Raw genomic sequence first — 16,226 nt, 5'->3', positions numbered from 1 at the left:
TCACACCGCGGCCATGACCAACCCACAGCGCCTGATTATCGCCATCACCGGCGCAACAGGTGCAGTGTACGGCGTGCGCTTGCTGCAAGCGATCCGCGATTTACCTGGGGTCGAAAGTCATTTATTGATTTCCGAAGCCGGCACCCTGACTTTGCATCAGGAGCTTGAGCTGCGCCGCAGAGACGTCGAAGAGTTAGCCGACGTGGTCCATAATGTACGCGATGTCGGCGCCTGCATCGCCAGCGGTTCGTTTCAAGCCAGCGGCATGATCATCGCGCCCTGCTCGATGAAAACCCTGGCAGCCGTCGCCCACGGCCTGTCCGACAACCTGATCACGCGCGCCGCCGATGTGATCCTCAAAGAACGGCGCCGCCTGGTGCTGATGGTGCGCGAAACCCCGTTCAATCTAGCCCATCTGCGCAACATGACCGCCGTGACGGAAATGGGCGGCATTATTTTCCCGCCACTGCCTGCGTTTTATCACAAGCCCGCGACCATCGACGAGATGGTGCAGCATACAACGGCCCGCGTACTGGATCTGTTCGATATCCCGACTGAACTCGCTCCCCGCTGGAACGGCTTGAACAAACAGCCAGAGTAGGCAAGTACTCAAAAAAATTTAAGTGCCGTGTAACGGCGATTGTTTCTGCACACAGCGCTCCGACCGCATCAAATAGCACCAAAGAAAAAACCCACCGTTATTACTAACGATGGGTTTTTAATGGTGCCGGCTGCCGGAATCGAACTGGCTACCTGATGATTACAAGTCAACTGCTCTACCAAGTGAGCTAAGCCGGCGAAACTTTTAAGAAAATGATTTTTCAATCAATCTCGAAGAACAAAATTATAGACTACTTTATTATTTTTAGCGAGGGCTTTTCTGATTTTTTTTGCGGCTCTGCTGGCTTTTCTATGGTCTGATTTGCTTTACGATGGGCATCTTCGATTTTTGAGTTCACCGCAGCCAATCCCAGCACTGGTTTTCCAGTAACCAGGGGCTGCGGCAGATCCGGCGCTACCGATTCCTGTAAAATTTCGGAGAGATCAACCTCGAATGCCATGCCTTGCCCGTTTTCGCTGGCGTAAATAGCCTGAACGTTTTCAACCGGCACATAAATTTCACGCGAAATGCCGCCAAAACGGGCTTTGAAAGCGACCGCTTCGTTATCCATTTTTAATGCGCTGGTTGCGCCAAAACTGATGTTCAGCACGATCTCGCCATTCCGTACGAATTCCATAGGTACGCGGGAAGCAGCGTTGACTTTGACTGCCATATACGGCGTAAAACCATTGTCTGTACACCATTCGTAAATGGCGCGCATGAAATAAGGTTTGGTAGATGTTTCTGACATACCTGAAGGGTTTCCTGAAGAAATAATAGCTAAAGAATAGTCGCTGATTCTATAAACGACAAGGCTGACTTGAAGTGATCGCGTCAGCCTTTGGGTTCTTATGTTTCGTTAAAATTAACGACGCATGACTTTCTCTGATGGCGTCAGCGCTTCAATGTAGGCTGGACGGGAGAAAATACGCTCTGCATATTTCATCAGAGGCGCAGCGGTCTTGGACAACTCGATACCGTAGTGATCCAAGCGCCACAGCAAAGGAGCAACGGCCACATCCAGCATAGAGAATTCGTCGCCCAGCATGTATTTGTTCTTGATGAACAAGGGTGCGAGCTGGGTCAGGCGATCGCGAATTTCGGCACGCGCCTTGTCTTGCACTTTGGCCGATGAGGTTGACTTATCGTTTTCCAAAGTGTGTACGTGGATAAACAATTCTTTTTCAAAATTAAACAACATCAGGCGGGCACGGGCGCGTTGCAGCGGATCGGCTGGCATCAATTGCGGATGCGGAAAACGTTCATCGATGTATTCGTTGATGATATTCGATTCATACAAAATCAATTCGCGCTCAACCAGAATTGGCACCTGGCCGTAAGGATTCATGGTGGAGATATCTTCCGGCTTGTTGAACAGATCAACATCGCGAATTTCAAAGTCCATGCCTTTTTCAAACAGAACTAGGCGGCAGCGTTGCGAGAATGGGCAGGTTGTGCCCGAGTAGAGAACCATCATTTTTATAGTTCCTTAAAAACGATTAGGGCGAGGCGCCAATTTGCGCACCTCACCCTGGGATGACACATCCGCTCAACCAGGTTCAGCGGACGACTGAATTACTTAATTACTTCACTTCTTTCCAGAACGATGCATTCAAACGCCATGCCAGCAGGCTCAACGTCGCAATGAACATCAACACCCAAACGCCCAGGCGCTTACGCGTATTCTGTGCCGGCTCACCCATCCATTGAAGATAGGCAACCAGGTCGCCGACGGCATTATCGTATTCGATCGGCGTCAAAGTACCGGCAGTGACTTTTTCAAAACCGGCGAATTTATGCTCGGTCTTGGATTCATCATGCGCGTCTTTTTCTTCCACAAACTTGGCAGTACGCGCCCCCTGCAATTCCCACAGGACATGCGGCATACCGACATTCGGGAATACCATATTGTTCCAGCCAGTCGGGCGGCTGTCGTCTTTGTAGTAAGTACGCAGATAAGTATAAATCCAATCTGCGCCTGTACCCTGACCGGACGCCTTAGCGCGGGCGATCACGGACAAATCCGGAGGTACCGCGCCAAACCAGGCTTTAGCATCTTTTGCGGACAGGCTGGTCTTCATCAGGTCACCGACTTTTTCGCCGGTGAACAGCAGGTTCTGCTTGATCTGCTCATCCGTCAAGCCGATATCTTTCAAGCGGTTGTAGCGCATGGCAGAAGCAGAGTGACAATTCAGGCAATAGTTGACGAACAACTTGGCGCCATTTTGCAAGGCCGCCATATCGGTTGAGCGGTCAGGTGCCTGGTCCAGAGGAAAGCCGCCCGAGTTAGCCAAAGCAAGCGCTGGAAACAAGGCCAGCGTTGCGATCATTTTTTTAAATAATTTCATGCTTATTATTCCTTTGGCGCTTAGTGAGCAGAGAAAGTCACGCGTTTTGGTACAGGTTTAAATGTACCCATAGCGCTCCACCATGGCATCAACAAGAAGAAGCCGAAGTAAATCACAGCACAGACTTGCGAAATGCGCTCACGCACTGGTGACGGCGGTTCTACACCCAGGTAACCCAGCGTCACAAAAGCGATGCCGAACACGATGTAGACATACTTGTGCCAGTCAGGACGATAACGGATCGATTTGACTGGCGACACGTCCAGCCAAGGCAAGGCCGCCAGAATCATCACTGAAGATCCGAACAACACCACGCCCCAGAATTTGGCATCCAGGCCGAAAGGCATCATGCCCACAATCGCCACCAGGCCGATTGCGGCAATCGCAATCTTGATCAACTGCGGCAATTTAGTCGTCAGGAAAATCAAGCCTACATAGCCAACGATACCGGCCTGCACCACATACAGGAATTCCGATGTGGTCGCGCGCAGCACCGAGTAGAACGGCGTGAAGTACCAAGTCGGCGCAATATGCGGAGGCGTTTTCAAGGAATCGGCAGGAATGAAGTTGTTGTATTCAAGGAAGTAACCGCCCATTTCCGGGGCGAAGAAAACCACGGCGCTGAAAATCGTCAGGAACACAGTCACGCCAAAGATGTCGTGGAAAGTGTAGTACGGATGAGAAGGAATGCCATCGACCGGATGACCGTCTGCATCCAGGTTTTCTTTGATTTCGATACCGTCTGGATTATTGGAACCGACTTCATGCAAGGCGATCAAGTGCGCAACCACCAGACCCAGCAATACCAGCGGAATTGCGATGACGTGGAATGAGAAGAAGCGATTCAATGTCGCATCAGACACCACATAATCGCCGCGAATCCACAAGGACAGATCTGGTCCGATGAATGGGATAGCGCCGAACAAGTTCACGATAACCTGCGCACCCCAGTACGACATCTGGCCCCATGGCAGCAGGTAGCCAAAAAATGCCTCTGCCATCAGGCACAGGAAAATCGCGAAACCAAACAACCAGATCAATTCACGCGGCTTACGGTAAGAACCGTACATCAGCGCACGAGTCATGTGTAAATACACCACGATGAAGAAAGCCGAAGCGCCTGTCGAATGCATGTAACGCACCAGCCAGCCCCAGGGCACATCGCGCATGATGTATTCAACCGAAGCGAACGCCAGGTTGGCGTCTGGTTTGTAATGCATCACCAGAAAAATACCGGTCACGATCTGGATCACCAGCACCAGCATCGCCAGCGAGCCGAAAATGTACCAGAAGTTGAAGTTCTTCGGCGCGTAGTATTGGCCCCACTGATCATTCCACAGCTTGGTCAGCGGAAAACGGGAGTCAACCCAGTTCAGTGCTTTGTCAACGACAGGAGCGTCTGCCGGCAGCTTTTTCTCAACAAATGCCATGATTAAGCCTCGCCTTTCTCATCTTTACCGATGACAATTTTGGTGTCCGACAAATACATATGACGCGGGACATCCAGGTTTTGCGGAGCTGGCTTGTTTTTGTAGACGCGACCAGCCAAGTCGAATGTAGAACCGTGACATGGGCACAGGAAACCGCCGGCCCAGTCGTCCGGCAAAGAAGGCTGCGCGCCGGCCTGGAATTTGGAGCTTGGCGAGCAACCCAGATGGGAGCAAATACCGACTGCGATCAGCACGTCTGCATGCTCTTTACGGGAGCGGCTCTGCTTGTCGCAATACTCAGGCATGTCCATGGTGTAAGGCTTTTGCGATTTTGGATCGGCAACTTTATCCTCAGTGCTGGCAAGACTTGCCAGCATCTCTGGCGTACGCTTCAGTATCCAAACTGGCTTACCGCGCCATTCTACTGTGGTCATTTCACCCGGCTTCAACGCCGAAATATCCACTTCTACTGGCGCACCTGCCGCTTTTGCGCGTTCAGATGGCTGGAAAGTGCTGACCAGCGCACCCGCCGTTGCCAAACCTGCCACACCACCCGCCGCACACGTGGCGACGAGCAAGCCGCGACGGCCGGAATCGACCTGCTTTTCGATACTCATACCAACCCCAATCTATCAAAAATCAAAACTTAATGAAGCCTATACATAACTTCTAGCAACCTTAAATTATAAAGGAGGCGACTGTGGTTTTAAAGCAAAACATCACTATAGAGACAAACTGCACTGCTTTTTTTCAGTTTTGTCGGTTATTTTGCGGTTTGCAATCCATCAATCCCACCAATTACAGAAATTTATAACTCGAGAGCCGAAACAAAGTTTGACCAAGAAACCAACATTAACATTTGATTTGCAGCGTAGAATATTATTGCTTTGTCATAACTTAACCAAGGAGTCAATATGAGCATGTTGAAAGAATTCAAAGATTTCGCCAGCAAGGGAAACGTAGTTGATTTGGCTGTTGGCGTGATTATCGGTGCCGCATTCGGGAAAATTGTCGATTCTCTGGTTGCCGACATCGTGATGCCTATCATAGGCAGACTTTTTGGCGGGCTCGACTTCTCCAGCTATTACCTGCCTTTAAACGGCCAAGCCAGCAATCTCGCTTTAGCTGAGGCCAAAAAAACAGGCGCAGTTCTGGCTTACGGCAACTTCATCACGATTTCTCTGAACTTTCTGATTCTTGCCTTTATCATTTTCCAGATGGTGCGACTGTTCAATAAAATGAAAAAAGACGAGCCGGTAGCCGCAGTCGCTGCGCCAGCAACGCCGGAAGACGTCTTGTTGTTGCGGGAAATCAGGGATGCGCTGAAAAAATAACCGCATTCTCTTCCTGTGAAGAAGCCACCTGATCGCCGGTGGCTTTTTTATACAGGATTCGGAACATCAATGAAATAATGTTCGATCCCAAATCGTTGCGCCAGATATTCACCCAAGGCCTTGACGCCGTAACGCTCGGTCGCATGATGACCGCAAGCCAGATAGGCAACGCCGGACTCGCGTGCTAAATGCACGGTAGGCTCGGAAATTTCTCCGCTAAGATACACGTCGGCACCCGCGTTAATCGCCTGCTCCAGCATATTTTGCGCGGCCCCAGTACACCAGGCTATCTTACCCACAGCCTGCCCGGCATCACCGATCACCAGAGGCGCCCGCCCCAGACATTTTTCAATATGCACGGCAAACTGTCCGAGCGTCTGGATTGAGGGAGCAGCGATGGTACCGAACCAGCCTAAGTCGTCCTCACCAAAACGGCCCTCCGCTCGCAAACCCAGGCAATGGGCCAATTGTGCGTTATTTCCCAATTGCGCATGCATATCGAGTGGCAAGTGATACGCGAACAGGGACATTTCATGCGTCAGCAATAGCTTCAGACGTTTTTGCTTTTGTCCGATCACCCGCATATCTTCACCGCGCCAGAAATAGCCATGGTGCACCAATATGGCATCCGCTTGCAGCCGGACAGCCTCTTCCAGCAATGCCAGGCTCGCCGTGACGCCGCTGACAATACGTTTTATTTCAGGCCGCCCTTCCACCTGCACGCCATTTGGGCAATAATCACGGAAGCGGTTAATCTGTAGCTCTTCTGCTAAAAACTGCGCAAGCTGCGCTCTGCCGACGGTTTGCGGATGCATTTCCATTTGACTCATTTTTCACTGATCCTTCTATGCGACGTCTCTGGCTCTTATTTGCACAAACCATCACCGTAGTATTGGCCCTCTGGTTTATTGTAACCACCTTAAAGCCCGAATGGGCGAGCAAAGCGTTGCGTGGCAACCAAAGCTTGCAAATGACATCGACGGTCACCATGCAAGAAGCTCCCGCCAATGCGGTGTCTGCGCAAAGCTCTTATCGCGCTGCAGCCAAGCGCGCCATGCCTTCCGTGGTAAATATCTATACTTCGAAAGAAGCAAAGCAATCGAACAATCCTTTGCTGAATGATCCTTTCATTAGACGCTTTTTCGGTGACCCGCAAAATCAACCGAATGAACGCCAGTCGAGTTTAGGTTCGGGCGTGATCCTCAGTCCTGAAGGTTATATCCTGACGAATAACCACGTGGTCGAATCCGCCGAAGAAATAGACGTTGCCCTGCCAGATGGTCGCAAAACCGTCGCCAAGGTAGTAGGCACAGATCCCGAAACCGATCTGGCCGTCATCAAAATTGATTTGCCGTCGCTGCCGGCAATTACCCTGGGACATTCAGAGCAAGCCAGCGTCGGCGACGTGGTACTGGCCATCGGCAATCCCTTTGGCGTTGGCCAGACTGTGACTATGGGCATCATTTCGGCACTCGGACGCAACCACCTTGGCATCAATACATTCGAGAATTTTATCCAGACCGATGCCGCGATCAATCCAGGCAACTCGGGCGGCGCGCTGATCGATATCAATGGCAATCTGCTCGGCATCAACACCGCGATTTACTCGCGTAGCGGCGGTTCGCTCGGTATCGGCTTTGCCATCCCGGTGACAACGATTAAAACCGTGATGGAATCGATCATCAAAAACGGTCAGGTCGTGCGCGGCTGGATCGGTGTAGAGCCGCAGGACATCACGCCGGAATTGGCGGAAAGTTTTGGCATCAAACAAAAATCGGGCGCCATCATCGCCGGGGTGATTCGCGGTGGTCCCGCCGATAAGGCAGGCATCAGGCCCGGCGATATTTTATTGGCGATTGAAGGCAAGTCCGTCAGCGACACCACAGAAATGCTGAACCTGATTGCGCAATTACCGCCGAATCAAAAAGCAAAAATTGCCGTTTTACGCAATTCATCCGAATCGACATTTGATGTATTCATAGGCAAACGCCCTGCTATCAAACGCGAAGAATAATTTTAGGGAAAAAGTCCATGCATATTCGTGATCTTCAGCGGTTTTTATTTGAGTTATCGGAAAACAATAACCGCGCCTGGTTCGTCATGAACAAACCGCGCTACGATATCTTGCGGGCAGAATTTTTAGAATTAGTGAGCAAACTGATCATCCAGATTGGCAAATCCGATCCGGCGATTATCGGTTGCGAGCCCAAGAAAGCCTTGTTCCGCATCAACCGTGATATGCGCTTCTCTGCCGATAAATCGCCTTATAAAACCACGTTCTCGGCGTCGATATTGCCCAGCGGCCGCAAGAAACCGAGCGAAGGCGGCGGGCCAGCCTACTACTTTCAGATCGATGCAAATGGCAGGCTATTTTTTGCGGTCGGCGAATACATGCCGCCATCAGACCGACTACGCGCGATCCGCAATCAGATCGTCGCCGATCCTGATGGTTTTGGGAAAGTCTTGAAAAACAAGACGCTGAAACAAATTTTTGGCGGCTTGCAAGACGAGGGGAAATTATCTCGTCCACCAAAAGGCTTCGATGCCGACTTACCGCACATTGAAGAAATCAAGAATAAGAATTTTATGGTCTGGACTGAGTGCCCTTTAAACAAAATCGATCCGGAAGAAATGGAAACAATTCTGGTTCAGGGCTTCAAAGCAGCCTACCCGCTGGTAAGCTGGTTGCGCACCGCGGCTTAGCCGATTTTAATCGGGCACCTGATCGGGAGCCTGGGTTGCCTTGACAAAAATCGGCGCAACCAGCAAGCCCAGCTCATACAAGAACCACATCGGCAAAGCCAGTGAAAACTGGCTGACGATATCGGGCGGCGTGACAATCGCGGCCACCACAAAAGCACCGACGATCACGTAGGGGCGAATCGCCTTGAGTTTTTCGACCGTCACAAATCCCATGCGCACCAGCACAACGACAACGATAGGCACTTCAAATGTCATGCCAAAGGCCAGGCACATCGACATGATGAAGTCCAGATAGTTTTCTATATCAGGCGCTACCGTAATGGAAGTCGGTGCGAATTCATTGATGAATTTAAACACCCGACCGAAAACGAAGAAATAACAAAAAGCGACGCCGGACAAGAATAGTAGCGACGAAGAGATCACCAGAGGCGCGACCAGTTTTTTTTCATGCGAATACAGGCCCGGAGCGATAAACGCCCAGGCCTGGTACAGCACCCAGGGCAATGCCAGCATAAATGCCACTAACAGGGTGACTTTCATCGGCACCAGAAACGGCGAAATCACTCCGGTTGCAATCATCTTTGCACCAACCGGCAAAGAGGCGATCATGGGTTTCGCGAGAAAATCATAAATAGCGGAAGGCCCAGGCCAGGCGAACAAGGCCGCACAAGCAATCGCAATGCCGATAGACGCTTTCACGAGACGGTCGCGCAGCTCCACTAAATGCGAAATAAACGTGTCTTCAGCGCCAGACTCTAATGGGTCACTCATGTGGAATCAATACCAAGGTAAAAGAAAGGCGGCCATCAAAAAAAACTGGGGGCGGCGGCGCGTTTAGGCCGGTGTCTGGCGACGCGGGCGGAACCGGACATGACATGGCTGCGGCCACCGTGACGATTCTTGTACCAGCTGGGAATAGCCGAAGTTCTGGCCAATTTTTTGCGGCGAAAATCTTTGGCCTTCACCGCCAATTGATTTGCATCGGGCGGATTCAGCAAGGACGACTCATTACCTTGCCAGGCTGATTCGATCTCGTTTCTGGTCTGCGATAAACCTTGGGCGATCGAGTGCTCGACGTCTTGCGCGGCCTCCTGCACATCCTTTTGCATTTTGCGCAATTCTTCCAATTCAATCTCGCGACTGACTTCGGATTTTACTTCGTTGATATAGCGTTGCGCACGACCAAACAAGGAGCCTGCCATGCGGGCTACCTTTGGCAACTTCTCAGGACCGATGACAATCAAGGCAACCACGCCGATCAAAGCCAGCTTGCTGATACCGAGATCGATCATGCGTCAGCACTTCCGCGCAGTAAAATTACACCAGAATCGCGCATAGATTATTGCTTAGATTTTTCTTTGGCTTCGACATCAATGGTCGCGCCGGCACTTTTATCAGCAACTTGCTGTGTTGCGGCTGGCTTTTCTTCTTCGCCTTTGACGCCGTCTTTGAAGCCTTTAACAGCCTTACCCAGATCCGAGCCGATATTGCCGAGTTTCTTTGTACCAAAAACCAGCATCACAACAACCAACACGATCAACCAGTGCCAAATACTCATAGAACCCATGATTTCTCCTAATGCGAGCGTTCACGCCCTGACAAATATTGATGAGTAGCGATATCCGTAAATACTCACTGAATATTCGCTGAATTAACGCTGCCCGCGCCACGGTTGCGGACCGCCGATGACATGTATGTGCAGATGATACACCTCTTGCCCGCCGTCCGGACCGGTGTTGATCAAGGTTTTGTAACCACCGGAAACATTGCCTTCAGCATCTTTGCCGAGACCGCAACCCTGCTCCTGCGCCAGGCGGGGCACCAATGCCAGCATCTTGCCCAAGACCGGCACATGCTCGGCTGCGGTGTCGGACAAGGTCTCGACATGCTGTTTAGGGATGATCAGGAAATGTACCGGCGCGGCGGGATGGATGTCCTTGAACGCCAGGAACTCCTCATCCTCGTACACCACACTCGATGGAATTTGTTTTGCTACAATTTTGCAGAAAATACAGTTGCTCACGGTGTCCTCTTATTTTTGTTCAATCACAAATCAGTTCTGGCGAAAGCTTTATTCCTGACGCGCGGCTTTTTCATCAAGTCCGGACAATCCTTCGCGCCTGGCCAGCTCGTTCAAGACATCTTGCGGCGTCAGTTCAAATTGCGCCAGCAGGATCATGGAGTGAAACCAGAGATCGGCGCATTCATACAGGACTTTGGATTTATCGCCAGAGCTGCGCGCATCTTTGGCCGCCATCACGGTCTCGGTGGCTTCTTCGCCAATTTTTTTCAGAATCGCATCATCGCCTTTTGAAAACAACCGTGCGACATACGAGGTCGCCGGATCGCCGCCATTCGCCGGCTTGCGGCTCTCGATGACTGCGGCTAAGCGCTTCAGGGTTTCACTCATAGATGCTTTCCGAGCTTACTTGTAGATAGTTTCAGGGTCTTTTAATACCGGATCGACGGTCAGCCAGTCACCCTCGCTAACATTACCCTCAAATTTTTGGAAGAAGCAGGAGTGCCGTCCGGTATGGCAGGCGATACTATCGACTTGCTCAACCTTGAGCAGGACCACATCTTCATCGCAGTCCAGGCGGATTTCCAGGACCTTCTGGATATGGCCGGACTCTTCACCCTTGTGCCATAGCTTCTTGCGAGAACGACTCCAGTAAACCGCCTCGCCCAGCTCGACTGTTTTAGCCAGGGCATCGCGGTTCATCCAGGCGAACATCAGGACATCATTACTCGATGCCTCTTGCGCAATGACCGGGACCAGGCCGTGTTCGTCCCAGCGCACTTTATTCAACCATTTTGACGCACTCATGACAGCCTCATCGCAATCTGTTGTGCCGCCATAAACTTCTTGGCTTCCTGCACCGTATGTTGACCGTAATGGAAAATACTTGCCGCCAATACCGCATCGGCACCGCCGATTTTGATGCCGTCAGCCAGGTCTTGCAAACCGCCGACGCCACCGGAGGCAATCACCGGAACCGGTACCGCATCCGACACCGCGCGCGTCAAGCCGAGATCGAAGCCGGCCTTGGTACCATCTCTGTCCATACTGGTCAGCAAGATTTCGCCGGCGCCGAGACGCGCCATGTTTTGCGCCCATTCAACGGCATCCAGGCCAGTCGCGTTGCGACCGCCGTGCGTAAAGACTTCCCATTTACCGGGCGCTGTTTGTTTCGCATCAATCGCCACCACGATGCATTGGGAACCGTACTTCTGCGACGCTTCAAACACCAGTTGCGGGTTAGTCACAGCAGAGGTATTGATACCGACTTTATCGGCGCCGGCATTCAATAAGCGACGCACATCCGCAACGCTGCGCACACCGCCGCCGACGGTTAAGGGAATAAACACTTGCGAAGACACCGCTTCGATAATCGGCAAAATCAGGTCACGCCCGTCGCTGGAGGCGGTGATGTCGAGGAAGGTAATTTCATCCGCGCCCTGGCCGTCGTAGCGGCGGGCAATCTCAACCGGGTCACCGGCGTCGCGCAGCTCTTGAAAATTGATGCCCTTGACGACCCGACCGGCAGTCACATCGAGACAAGGGATAATACGTTTTGCTAAAGCCATGCTTAATCTTCTTCGCTGTCTTGGCTACTACCATCCAGCTCATCGAGTTCGTCGGCACGTTCCTGTGCGGTGGCGAGATCCAGTGTGCCTTCATAAATTGAACGGCCGCAGATCACGCCTTCAATACCCTCGCCCTGCACGGCGCACAATGCCTCGACGTCTTGCAAATTATGGACGCCGCCGGAGGCAATCACTGGGATGCTGACGGCTTGTGCGAGTTTGACCGTGGCATCGATATTCACACCACCCATCATGCCGTCGCGGCCGATGTCCGTGTAGATAATCGATTCCACGCCATAGCCTTCAAATTTTTGCGCCAGATCGATGACTTCATGACCGGAAAGCTTGCTCCAGCCATCGGTTGCAACCTTGCCGTCTTTGGCATCGATGCCGACGATGATCTGCCCGGGGAAAGCACTGCAGGCGTCCGCCAGGAAACCTGGGTTCTTGACCGCAGCGGTGCCGATAATGATGTAACTGATGCCGTTATTGAGATAACGTTCTATGGTATCCAGATCACGGATACCGCCACCGAGCTGCACCGGGATTTCGTCAATATCATTTTCTTCGGCAAAATCACGTACCGCCTGGATGATGGCTTTAACCGCCGCCTCATTCTTTGGCTTGCCTGCGAAAGCACCGTTCAGGTCGACCAGATGCAGGCGACGCGCACCTTGTTCCAGCCAATGGCGCGCCATATCAGCGGGTTTATCCGAGAATACGGTGGCTTGGTCCATATCGCCTTGTTTCAGGCGTACGCAGTGACCGTCTTTCAGGTCGATAGCAGGAATGAGCAGCATGGCTTTATGAGTGTAGGTAAGTTAAAGCGAACTAAGTAGATAGAAAATAGCTAAATGGTTTTGCCGGGACCAATCGAATGGTCAAGGGTTCCAGTGTACAAAGTTTTTATACAGTTGCAAGCCAGCATTCGCACTCTTTTCAGGGTGAAATTGCGTAGCAAAAATATTATCCCGGGCAACAGCACTAGCGAACGCGTTACCGTAATCGGTAATACCGACGGTATGCGCGGCATTGGCCGGCTGGGCGTAGTAGCTATGCACGAAGTAAAAATAGGTATCGTCAGCGATATCCTGCCAAAGCGCGTGCGAATGTGCTTGCCTGACGCGGTTCCAGCCCATTTGCGGGACCTTGAAACGGGAACCGTCATCCTGTAACTGGCCGTCGAGAGCAAAACGCACAACCTTGCCCGGCATTAAACCCAGGCCCGGCGTATTGCCCTCTTCGCTCAGGTCAAACAGCATTTGCTCGCCGACGCAGACGCCGAACAAGGGCTTGTTACGTGCCGCCATCATCACCGCTTCCTGCACGCCGGAGTCGCGCAGGCTGCTCATGCAATCCGGCATCGCGCCCTGGCCTGGCAAGACGATACGATCGGCAGACTGGATATCTGCGACTTCACCGGAAATCCTGACTTCGGCCTCTGGCGCGACTGCGCGCAGGGCTTGCGCTACCGAGCGCAGATTGCCCATGCCGTAATCGACTACAACAATTTTATTCATGCTTGTCTGGCTAGTATGGTGTGGCTAATTGGGTGCTAAATAAGTGAACTAAAGCAAAGCGCGCTGAAGCAATTGAGCAAGCTTACAGGCTACCCTTGGTCGAAGGAATCGTCCCGGCAGAGCGCGGGTCCAGCTCAGCCGCCATGCGCAGCGCACGGCCAAAGGCTTTGAACACGGTTTCGCATTGATGGTGGGCATTGTCGCCGCGCAGATTATCGATGTGCAGCGACACCAGCGCGTGATTCACAAAGCCCTGGAAAAATTCATGGGTCAGATCGACGTCAAAGGCACCGATCATGGCGCGTTTGAAAGGTACATGGAATTCCAGTCCGGGACGACCGGAAAAATCAATCACCACGCGCGACAAGGCTTCGTCCAGCGGTACATACGAATGGCCGTAACGACGAATGCCTTTTTTGTCACCGATGGCCTTGGCAAACGCCTGACCCAAGGTGATGCCGACGTCTTCCACCGTGTGGTGCGCATCGATATGCAAATCGCCCACGGCTTCAATCTCCAGATCGATCAAACCGTGACGGGCGATCTGATCCAGCATGTGATCCAGGAAAGGCACGCCGGTATTGAGCTTTTGCTTGCCTGTACCATCGATATTGATGGCGACACGGATCTGGGTTTCGTTGGTGTTGCGACTGACTTCGGCGGTGCGTTGGGCTTGCATGATTTTGAGAAAGTTAAGCTTAACTACTGAGACGCCTAGAGGGCGGCGATAAAGGCTGCTAAAAACAGCGCGTTTTCCTGCGGAGTACTGACGGTAATGCGCAGGCAGTTTTCCAGCAGACTATGCATTTTACCCACATTTTTGACTAAAATTTTTTGTTCGAGCAATTTGGCAAAGACTTGTTCCGCTTGAGCGACGCGTATCAAGACAAAATTTGCTGCCGACGGGAATACCTGCACGCCGGGCAAGGTCGCCAGCGCAGCGCTTAATTCGCCGCGCTGGGCACGCAATTCCGCCGCCTGCGCGTCCAGAATAGCGACATGTTCCAGCACAAATTCCGCCGCAGCCTGCGTCAGCACATTGATATTGTAAGGCGGGCGAACTTTTTCGAACTCCTGCATCAGTGCATGATTGCCCGACATATAGCCGAGACGTATGCCTGCCAGACCGAGTTTGGATACGGTGCGCATCACCACCAGGTTGCTGAATTCGGCCAGTCGCGGCATCAAGCTGGCCTGCGCAAAAGGCTGGTACGCCTCATCGACGATCACGACACCGGTATCGCCGGCGGCGCGCAAGATCTCTTCGATCTCGGTGACCTCAAACAAAGTGCCGGTAGGATTATTCGGATAAGCGAGATAAATAATCGCTGGCTGATGCTCGGCAATCGCGTTCAGCATTGCGGCTTTGTCCAGGGTAAAGTCGGGATGCAGGGGAACGCCGACGAATTCCAGTCCGGCAAAGCGCGCCGACATGGCGTACATCACGAAACCGGGAACCGGCGCCAGCACCTTGGCACCGGGCTTGGCGCAGGCGACCGAGACCATGCTGATCAACTCGTCGGAGCCATTACCCAAGACGACCTCAAAACCCGCAGGCACGCCGAGCCTGGCACTGATTGCGGCTTTCAAGGCGGAATACGAAGGAAGCGGATAGCGGTTCAAAGCGACTGCAGCAAGGCGCTGCGCCAGCTCCAGCCTGAGCGCTTCCGGCAAGGTATAAGGATTTTCCATCGCATCGAGCTTCACGAACCCCGCGGAGTCCGGCACATGATAGGCGGACAAGGCGCGCACCTCGGAACGGATGATGTTTTCAATCAGCGACAAAATATACTCCAACCAGTATATAGACGAGGTCTATTATTAATATGCGGAAAGTATAGGGTTTTTACCCATACTCCCCTAATATTCTTTTGCTATTAGCTAAAACAGGGCTAGATCATGGGCCAACAGAGAGCGCCTCTACCCGACTTGCTTAAGCCTGCATTGCCAGGTTGCCGAGCCGGGCCGCGATGCGCTCGCAATAATCTTCGTTCAGCTCAAATCCCACATAATCGCACCCGCAATTACGCGCCGCCACGGCGGTCGTGCCGCTACCCATAAACGGATCGAGCACCACGCCACCAACTGGGCACGAAGCCTTGATCATGCGCTCGACAATTTCCAAAGGCTTTTGGGTAGGATGATCTTCCCGCTCCGCATGCTCGCGATGCAGGCGCGACACGCTCCAGACGTCTTTCGGGTTAAATCCCAGCTCCAGCCATTTGGCGCCTTCGAAAATTTTCCGGCTGCGCGCTTTTTTGGTCTCGGCATCGTAAGGGATGCGGATCGCGTCGAGGTCGAAGTAATAGTCCTTCGCCTTCACAAAAAATCCTATCGTATCGTGCACCGATGAATACTTGCGCACGCTGCCGCCCATCGACGGCACCCGTCTGTCCCAGATGATTTCATTCATCATGTTCATACGCTGTTTCAGCATCACGAAGATTTCCGGCGAATAGCGCCAGGTCAGAAAAATATACAGGCTGCCATTCGCTTTCAGCTTGGGCAAGGCGGCGTCTATCCATTGTTCGGTCCAGGCCAGGTATTCCGCCGATGCCATTTTGTCGGAATCATTGCCGTAGTCCTTGCCCAGTCCATACGGCGGGTCGGCCAGTAGCAAGTCCACGCTGCCATCGGGAATCCGCGCTAAACCGCTTAGCGCATCTTCACAAAATATCTGGTTACGCCAGCTGCTCATGACA

At 52.4% G+C, this 16,226-nt stretch carries 22 protein-coding genes and 1 tRNA gene; 4 read left to right on the top strand and 19 right to left on the bottom strand.

All coding sequences use genetic code 11. The annotated features are described in order from the left end of the window. The first annotated feature begins 13 nt into the window (after window positions 1-13). Window positions 14-601: a UbiX family flavin prenyltransferase gene (locus LPB67_RS15240; protein ID WP_262838129.1), complete on the top strand. Its 588-nt coding sequence runs from the start codon at window positions 14-16 to the stop codon at window positions 599-601. A 121-nt stretch (window positions 602-722) separates the two neighbouring features. On the opposite strand, the gene LPB67_RS15235 is transcribed toward LPB67_RS15240, so the two are convergent. The 6 genes from LPB67_RS15235 to petA form a co-directional block, all read right to left on the bottom strand. Then, window positions 723-798, bottom strand: a tRNA-Thr gene (locus LPB67_RS15235). Window positions 799-851: 53 nt separating this feature from the next. Further along, entirely contained in the window at window positions 852-1,352 is a 501-nt protein-coding gene (locus tag LPB67_RS15230) for a ClpXP protease specificity-enhancing factor (RefSeq protein ID WP_262838128.1), read from the bottom strand. Between the two features lie 114 nt (window positions 1,353-1,466). After that, entirely contained in the window at window positions 1,467-2,078 is a 612-nt protein-coding gene (locus tag LPB67_RS15225) for a glutathione S-transferase N-terminal domain-containing protein (protein WP_262838127.1), read from the bottom strand. 106 nt (window positions 2,079-2,184) lie between these two features. Beyond that, entirely contained in the window at window positions 2,185-2,949 is a 765-nt protein-coding gene (locus LPB67_RS15220) for a cytochrome c1 (RefSeq protein ID WP_262838126.1), read from the bottom strand. A gap of 20 nt (window positions 2,950-2,969) precedes the next feature. Further along, window positions 2,970-4,382: a cytochrome b gene (locus LPB67_RS15215; protein WP_262838183.1), complete on the bottom strand. Its 1,413-nt coding sequence runs from the start codon at window positions 4,380-4,382 to the stop codon at window positions 2,970-2,972. Continuing rightward, window positions 4,382-4,996 carry a ubiquinol-cytochrome c reductase iron-sulfur subunit gene (gene petA / locus LPB67_RS15210; RefSeq protein ID WP_262838125.1) on the bottom strand — a complete coding sequence of 205 codons (615 nt, stop codon included), beginning with the start codon at window positions 4,994-4,996 and terminating at the stop codon, window positions 4,382-4,384. The genes LPB67_RS15215 and petA overlap by 1 nt, the downstream gene beginning before the upstream one ends. 297 nt (window positions 4,997-5,293) lie before the next feature. Here petA and mscL point away from each other — a divergent pair, with 297 nt between their 5' ends. Beyond that, window positions 5,294-5,713: a large conductance mechanosensitive channel protein MscL gene (gene mscL, locus LPB67_RS15205; protein ID WP_316685240.1), complete on the top strand. Its 420-nt coding sequence runs from the start codon at window positions 5,294-5,296 to the stop codon at window positions 5,711-5,713. Window positions 5,714-5,760: 47 nt separating this feature from the next. Here the strand turns inward: mscL and LPB67_RS15200 are convergent, their stop codons facing one another. Continuing rightward, the gene (locus LPB67_RS15200) at window positions 5,761-6,543 is read right to left on the bottom strand and encodes a Nif3-like dinuclear metal center hexameric protein (RefSeq protein WP_410482749.1); all 783 of its coding nucleotides are present in this window, start codon (window positions 6,541-6,543) and stop codon (window positions 5,761-5,763) included. A gap of 17 nt (window positions 6,544-6,560) precedes the next feature. Between LPB67_RS15200 and LPB67_RS15195 the strand changes: the two genes are divergently transcribed. Next, window positions 6,561-7,727, top strand: a complete 1,167-nt coding sequence (locus LPB67_RS15195) for a Do family serine endopeptidase (RefSeq protein ID WP_262838124.1) — start codon at window positions 6,561-6,563, stop codon at window positions 7,725-7,727. Window positions 7,728-7,744: 17 nt separating this feature from the next. Beyond that, window positions 7,745-8,416: a DUF2461 domain-containing protein gene (locus tag LPB67_RS15190; RefSeq protein ID WP_262838123.1), complete on the top strand. Its 672-nt coding sequence runs from the start codon at window positions 7,745-7,747 to the stop codon at window positions 8,414-8,416. A gap of 6 nt (window positions 8,417-8,422) precedes the next feature. Here LPB67_RS15190 and tatC read toward each other — a convergent pair whose 3' ends face one another. From tatC to LPB67_RS15130, 12 genes are all read right to left on the bottom strand, one after another. Beyond that, the gene (gene tatC / locus LPB67_RS15185; protein ID WP_262838122.1) at window positions 8,423-9,187 is read right to left on the bottom strand and encodes a twin-arginine translocase subunit TatC; all 765 of its coding nucleotides are present in this window, start codon (window positions 9,185-9,187) and stop codon (window positions 8,423-8,425) included. Between the two features lie 35 nt (window positions 9,188-9,222). Continuing rightward, on the bottom strand, window positions 9,223-9,708 hold the full coding sequence (gene tatB, locus LPB67_RS15180) for a Sec-independent protein translocase protein TatB (protein ID WP_262838121.1): 486 nt from the start codon (window positions 9,706-9,708) through the stop codon (window positions 9,223-9,225). A gap of 47 nt (window positions 9,709-9,755) precedes the next feature. Continuing rightward, on the bottom strand, window positions 9,756-9,983 hold the full coding sequence (gene tatA, locus LPB67_RS15175) for a Sec-independent protein translocase subunit TatA (protein WP_262838120.1): 228 nt from the start codon (window positions 9,981-9,983) through the stop codon (window positions 9,756-9,758). Between the two features lie 84 nt (window positions 9,984-10,067). Next, window positions 10,068-10,439, bottom strand: coding sequence for a histidine triad nucleotide-binding protein (locus LPB67_RS15170; protein ID WP_262838119.1), 372 nt, complete (start codon window positions 10,437-10,439; stop codon window positions 10,068-10,070). A gap of 48 nt (window positions 10,440-10,487) precedes the next feature. Then, complete coding sequence (locus tag LPB67_RS15165; RefSeq protein ID WP_262838118.1) at window positions 10,488-10,826, bottom strand: phosphoribosyl-ATP diphosphatase; 339 nt, start codon at window positions 10,824-10,826, stop codon at window positions 10,488-10,490. Window positions 10,827-10,841: 15 nt separating this feature from the next. After that, window positions 10,842-11,243 carry a phosphoribosyl-AMP cyclohydrolase gene (gene hisI / locus LPB67_RS15160; protein ID WP_262838117.1) on the bottom strand — a complete coding sequence of 134 codons (402 nt, stop codon included), beginning with the start codon at window positions 11,241-11,243 and terminating at the stop codon, window positions 10,842-10,844. Further along, window positions 11,240-12,004 carry an imidazole glycerol phosphate synthase subunit HisF gene (gene hisF, locus LPB67_RS15155; RefSeq protein ID WP_262838116.1) on the bottom strand — a complete coding sequence of 255 codons (765 nt, stop codon included), beginning with the start codon at window positions 12,002-12,004 and terminating at the stop codon, window positions 11,240-11,242. The genes hisI and hisF overlap by 4 nt, the downstream gene beginning before the upstream one ends. Window positions 12,005-12,006: 2 nt before the next feature. Beyond that, window positions 12,007-12,804 carry a 1-(5-phosphoribosyl)-5-[(5-phosphoribosylamino)methylideneamino]imidazole-4-carboxamide isomerase gene (hisA, locus tag LPB67_RS15150; protein ID WP_262838115.1) on the bottom strand — a complete coding sequence of 266 codons (798 nt, stop codon included), beginning with the start codon at window positions 12,802-12,804 and terminating at the stop codon, window positions 12,007-12,009. Window positions 12,805-12,885: 81 nt separating this feature from the next. Then, window positions 12,886-13,524, bottom strand: a complete 639-nt coding sequence (gene hisH / locus LPB67_RS15145; protein ID WP_262838114.1) for an imidazole glycerol phosphate synthase subunit HisH — start codon at window positions 13,522-13,524, stop codon at window positions 12,886-12,888. An 82-nt stretch (window positions 13,525-13,606) separates the two neighbouring features. Further along, window positions 13,607-14,203 (bottom strand): imidazoleglycerol-phosphate dehydratase HisB, encoded by a 597-nt coding sequence (gene hisB, locus LPB67_RS15140; protein ID WP_262838113.1) that lies wholly within the window; start codon window positions 14,201-14,203, stop codon window positions 13,607-13,609. A 35-nt stretch (window positions 14,204-14,238) separates the two neighbouring features. After that, entirely contained in the window at window positions 14,239-15,309 is a 1,071-nt protein-coding gene (hisC, locus tag LPB67_RS15135; protein WP_262838112.1) for a histidinol-phosphate transaminase, read from the bottom strand. A 148-nt stretch (window positions 15,310-15,457) separates the two neighbouring features. Continuing rightward, on the bottom strand, window positions 15,458-16,222 hold the full coding sequence (locus LPB67_RS15130; protein WP_262838111.1) for a DNA-methyltransferase: 765 nt from the start codon (window positions 16,220-16,222) through the stop codon (window positions 15,458-15,460). Window positions 16,223-16,226 lie beyond the last annotated feature (4 nt).

It is taken from the genome of Undibacterium sp. Jales W-56 (assembly GCF_025548535.1).
Classification (GTDB): domain Bacteria; phylum Pseudomonadota; class Gammaproteobacteria; order Burkholderiales; family Burkholderiaceae_D; genus Undibacterium.
The sequence above is the reverse complement of the archived record's forward strand: the minus strand, read 5'-3'. Positions and strand labels throughout refer to the sequence as shown.

What these genes read in the sequence shown, in the direction of transcription:
- LPB67_RS15165 (WP_262838118.1), bottom strand. Translation starts at nt 10,826, where the DNA reads ATGAGTGAAACCCTGAAGCGCTTAGCCGCAGTCATCGAGAGCCGCAAG.
- LPB67_RS15190 (WP_262838123.1), top strand. Translation starts at nt 7,745, where the DNA reads ATGCATATTCGTGATCTTCAGCGGTTTTTATTTGAGTTATCGGAAAAC.
- petA (WP_262838125.1), bottom strand. Translation starts at nt 4,996, where the DNA reads ATGAGTATCGAAAAGCAGGTCGATTCCGGCCGTCGCGGCTTGCTCGTC.
- LPB67_RS15220 (WP_262838126.1), bottom strand. Translation starts at nt 2,949, where the DNA reads ATGAAATTATTTAAAAAAATGATCGCAACGCTGGCCTTGTTTCCAGCG.
- hisI (WP_262838117.1), bottom strand. Translation starts at nt 11,243, where the DNA reads ATGAGTGCGTCAAAATGGTTGAATAAAGTGCGCTGGGACGAACACGGC.
- mscL (WP_316685240.1), top strand. Translation starts at nt 5,294, where the DNA reads ATGAGCATGTTGAAAGAATTCAAAGATTTCGCCAGCAAGGGAAACGTA.
- tatC (WP_262838122.1), bottom strand. Translation starts at nt 9,187, where the DNA reads ATGAGTGACCCATTAGAGTCTGGCGCTGAAGACACGTTTATTTCGCAT.
- LPB67_RS15240 (WP_262838129.1), top strand. Translation starts at nt 14, where the DNA reads ATGACCAACCCACAGCGCCTGATTATCGCCATCACCGGCGCAACAGGT.
- tatB (WP_262838121.1), bottom strand. Translation starts at nt 9,708, where the DNA reads ATGATCGATCTCGGTATCAGCAAGCTGGCTTTGATCGGCGTGGTTGCC.
- tatA (WP_262838120.1), bottom strand. Translation starts at nt 9,983, where the DNA reads ATGGGTTCTATGAGTATTTGGCACTGGTTGATCGTGTTGGTTGTTGTG.
- LPB67_RS15130 (WP_262838111.1), bottom strand. Translation starts at nt 16,222, where the DNA reads ATGAGCAGCTGGCGTAACCAGATATTTTGTGAAGATGCGCTAAGCGGT.
- hisH (WP_262838114.1), bottom strand. Translation starts at nt 13,524, where the DNA reads ATGAATAAAATTGTTGTAGTCGATTACGGCATGGGCAATCTGCGCTCG.
- LPB67_RS15200 (WP_410482749.1), bottom strand. Translation starts at nt 6,543, where the DNA reads ATGAGTCAAATGGAAATGCATCCGCAAACCGTCGGCAGAGCGCAGCTT.
- hisA (WP_262838115.1), bottom strand. Translation starts at nt 12,804, where the DNA reads ATGCTGCTCATTCCTGCTATCGACCTGAAAGACGGTCACTGCGTACGC.
- hisF (WP_262838116.1), bottom strand. Translation starts at nt 12,004, where the DNA reads ATGGCTTTAGCAAAACGTATTATCCCTTGTCTCGATGTGACTGCCGGT.
- hisB (WP_262838113.1), bottom strand. Translation starts at nt 14,203, where the DNA reads ATGCAAGCCCAACGCACCGCCGAAGTCAGTCGCAACACCAACGAAACC.
- LPB67_RS15230 (WP_262838128.1), bottom strand. Translation starts at nt 1,352, where the DNA reads ATGTCAGAAACATCTACCAAACCTTATTTCATGCGCGCCATTTACGAA.
- LPB67_RS15225 (WP_262838127.1), bottom strand. Translation starts at nt 2,078, where the DNA reads ATGATGGTTCTCTACTCGGGCACAACCTGCCCATTCTCGCAACGCTGC.
- LPB67_RS15195 (WP_262838124.1), top strand. Translation starts at nt 6,561, where the DNA reads ATGCGACGTCTCTGGCTCTTATTTGCACAAACCATCACCGTAGTATTG.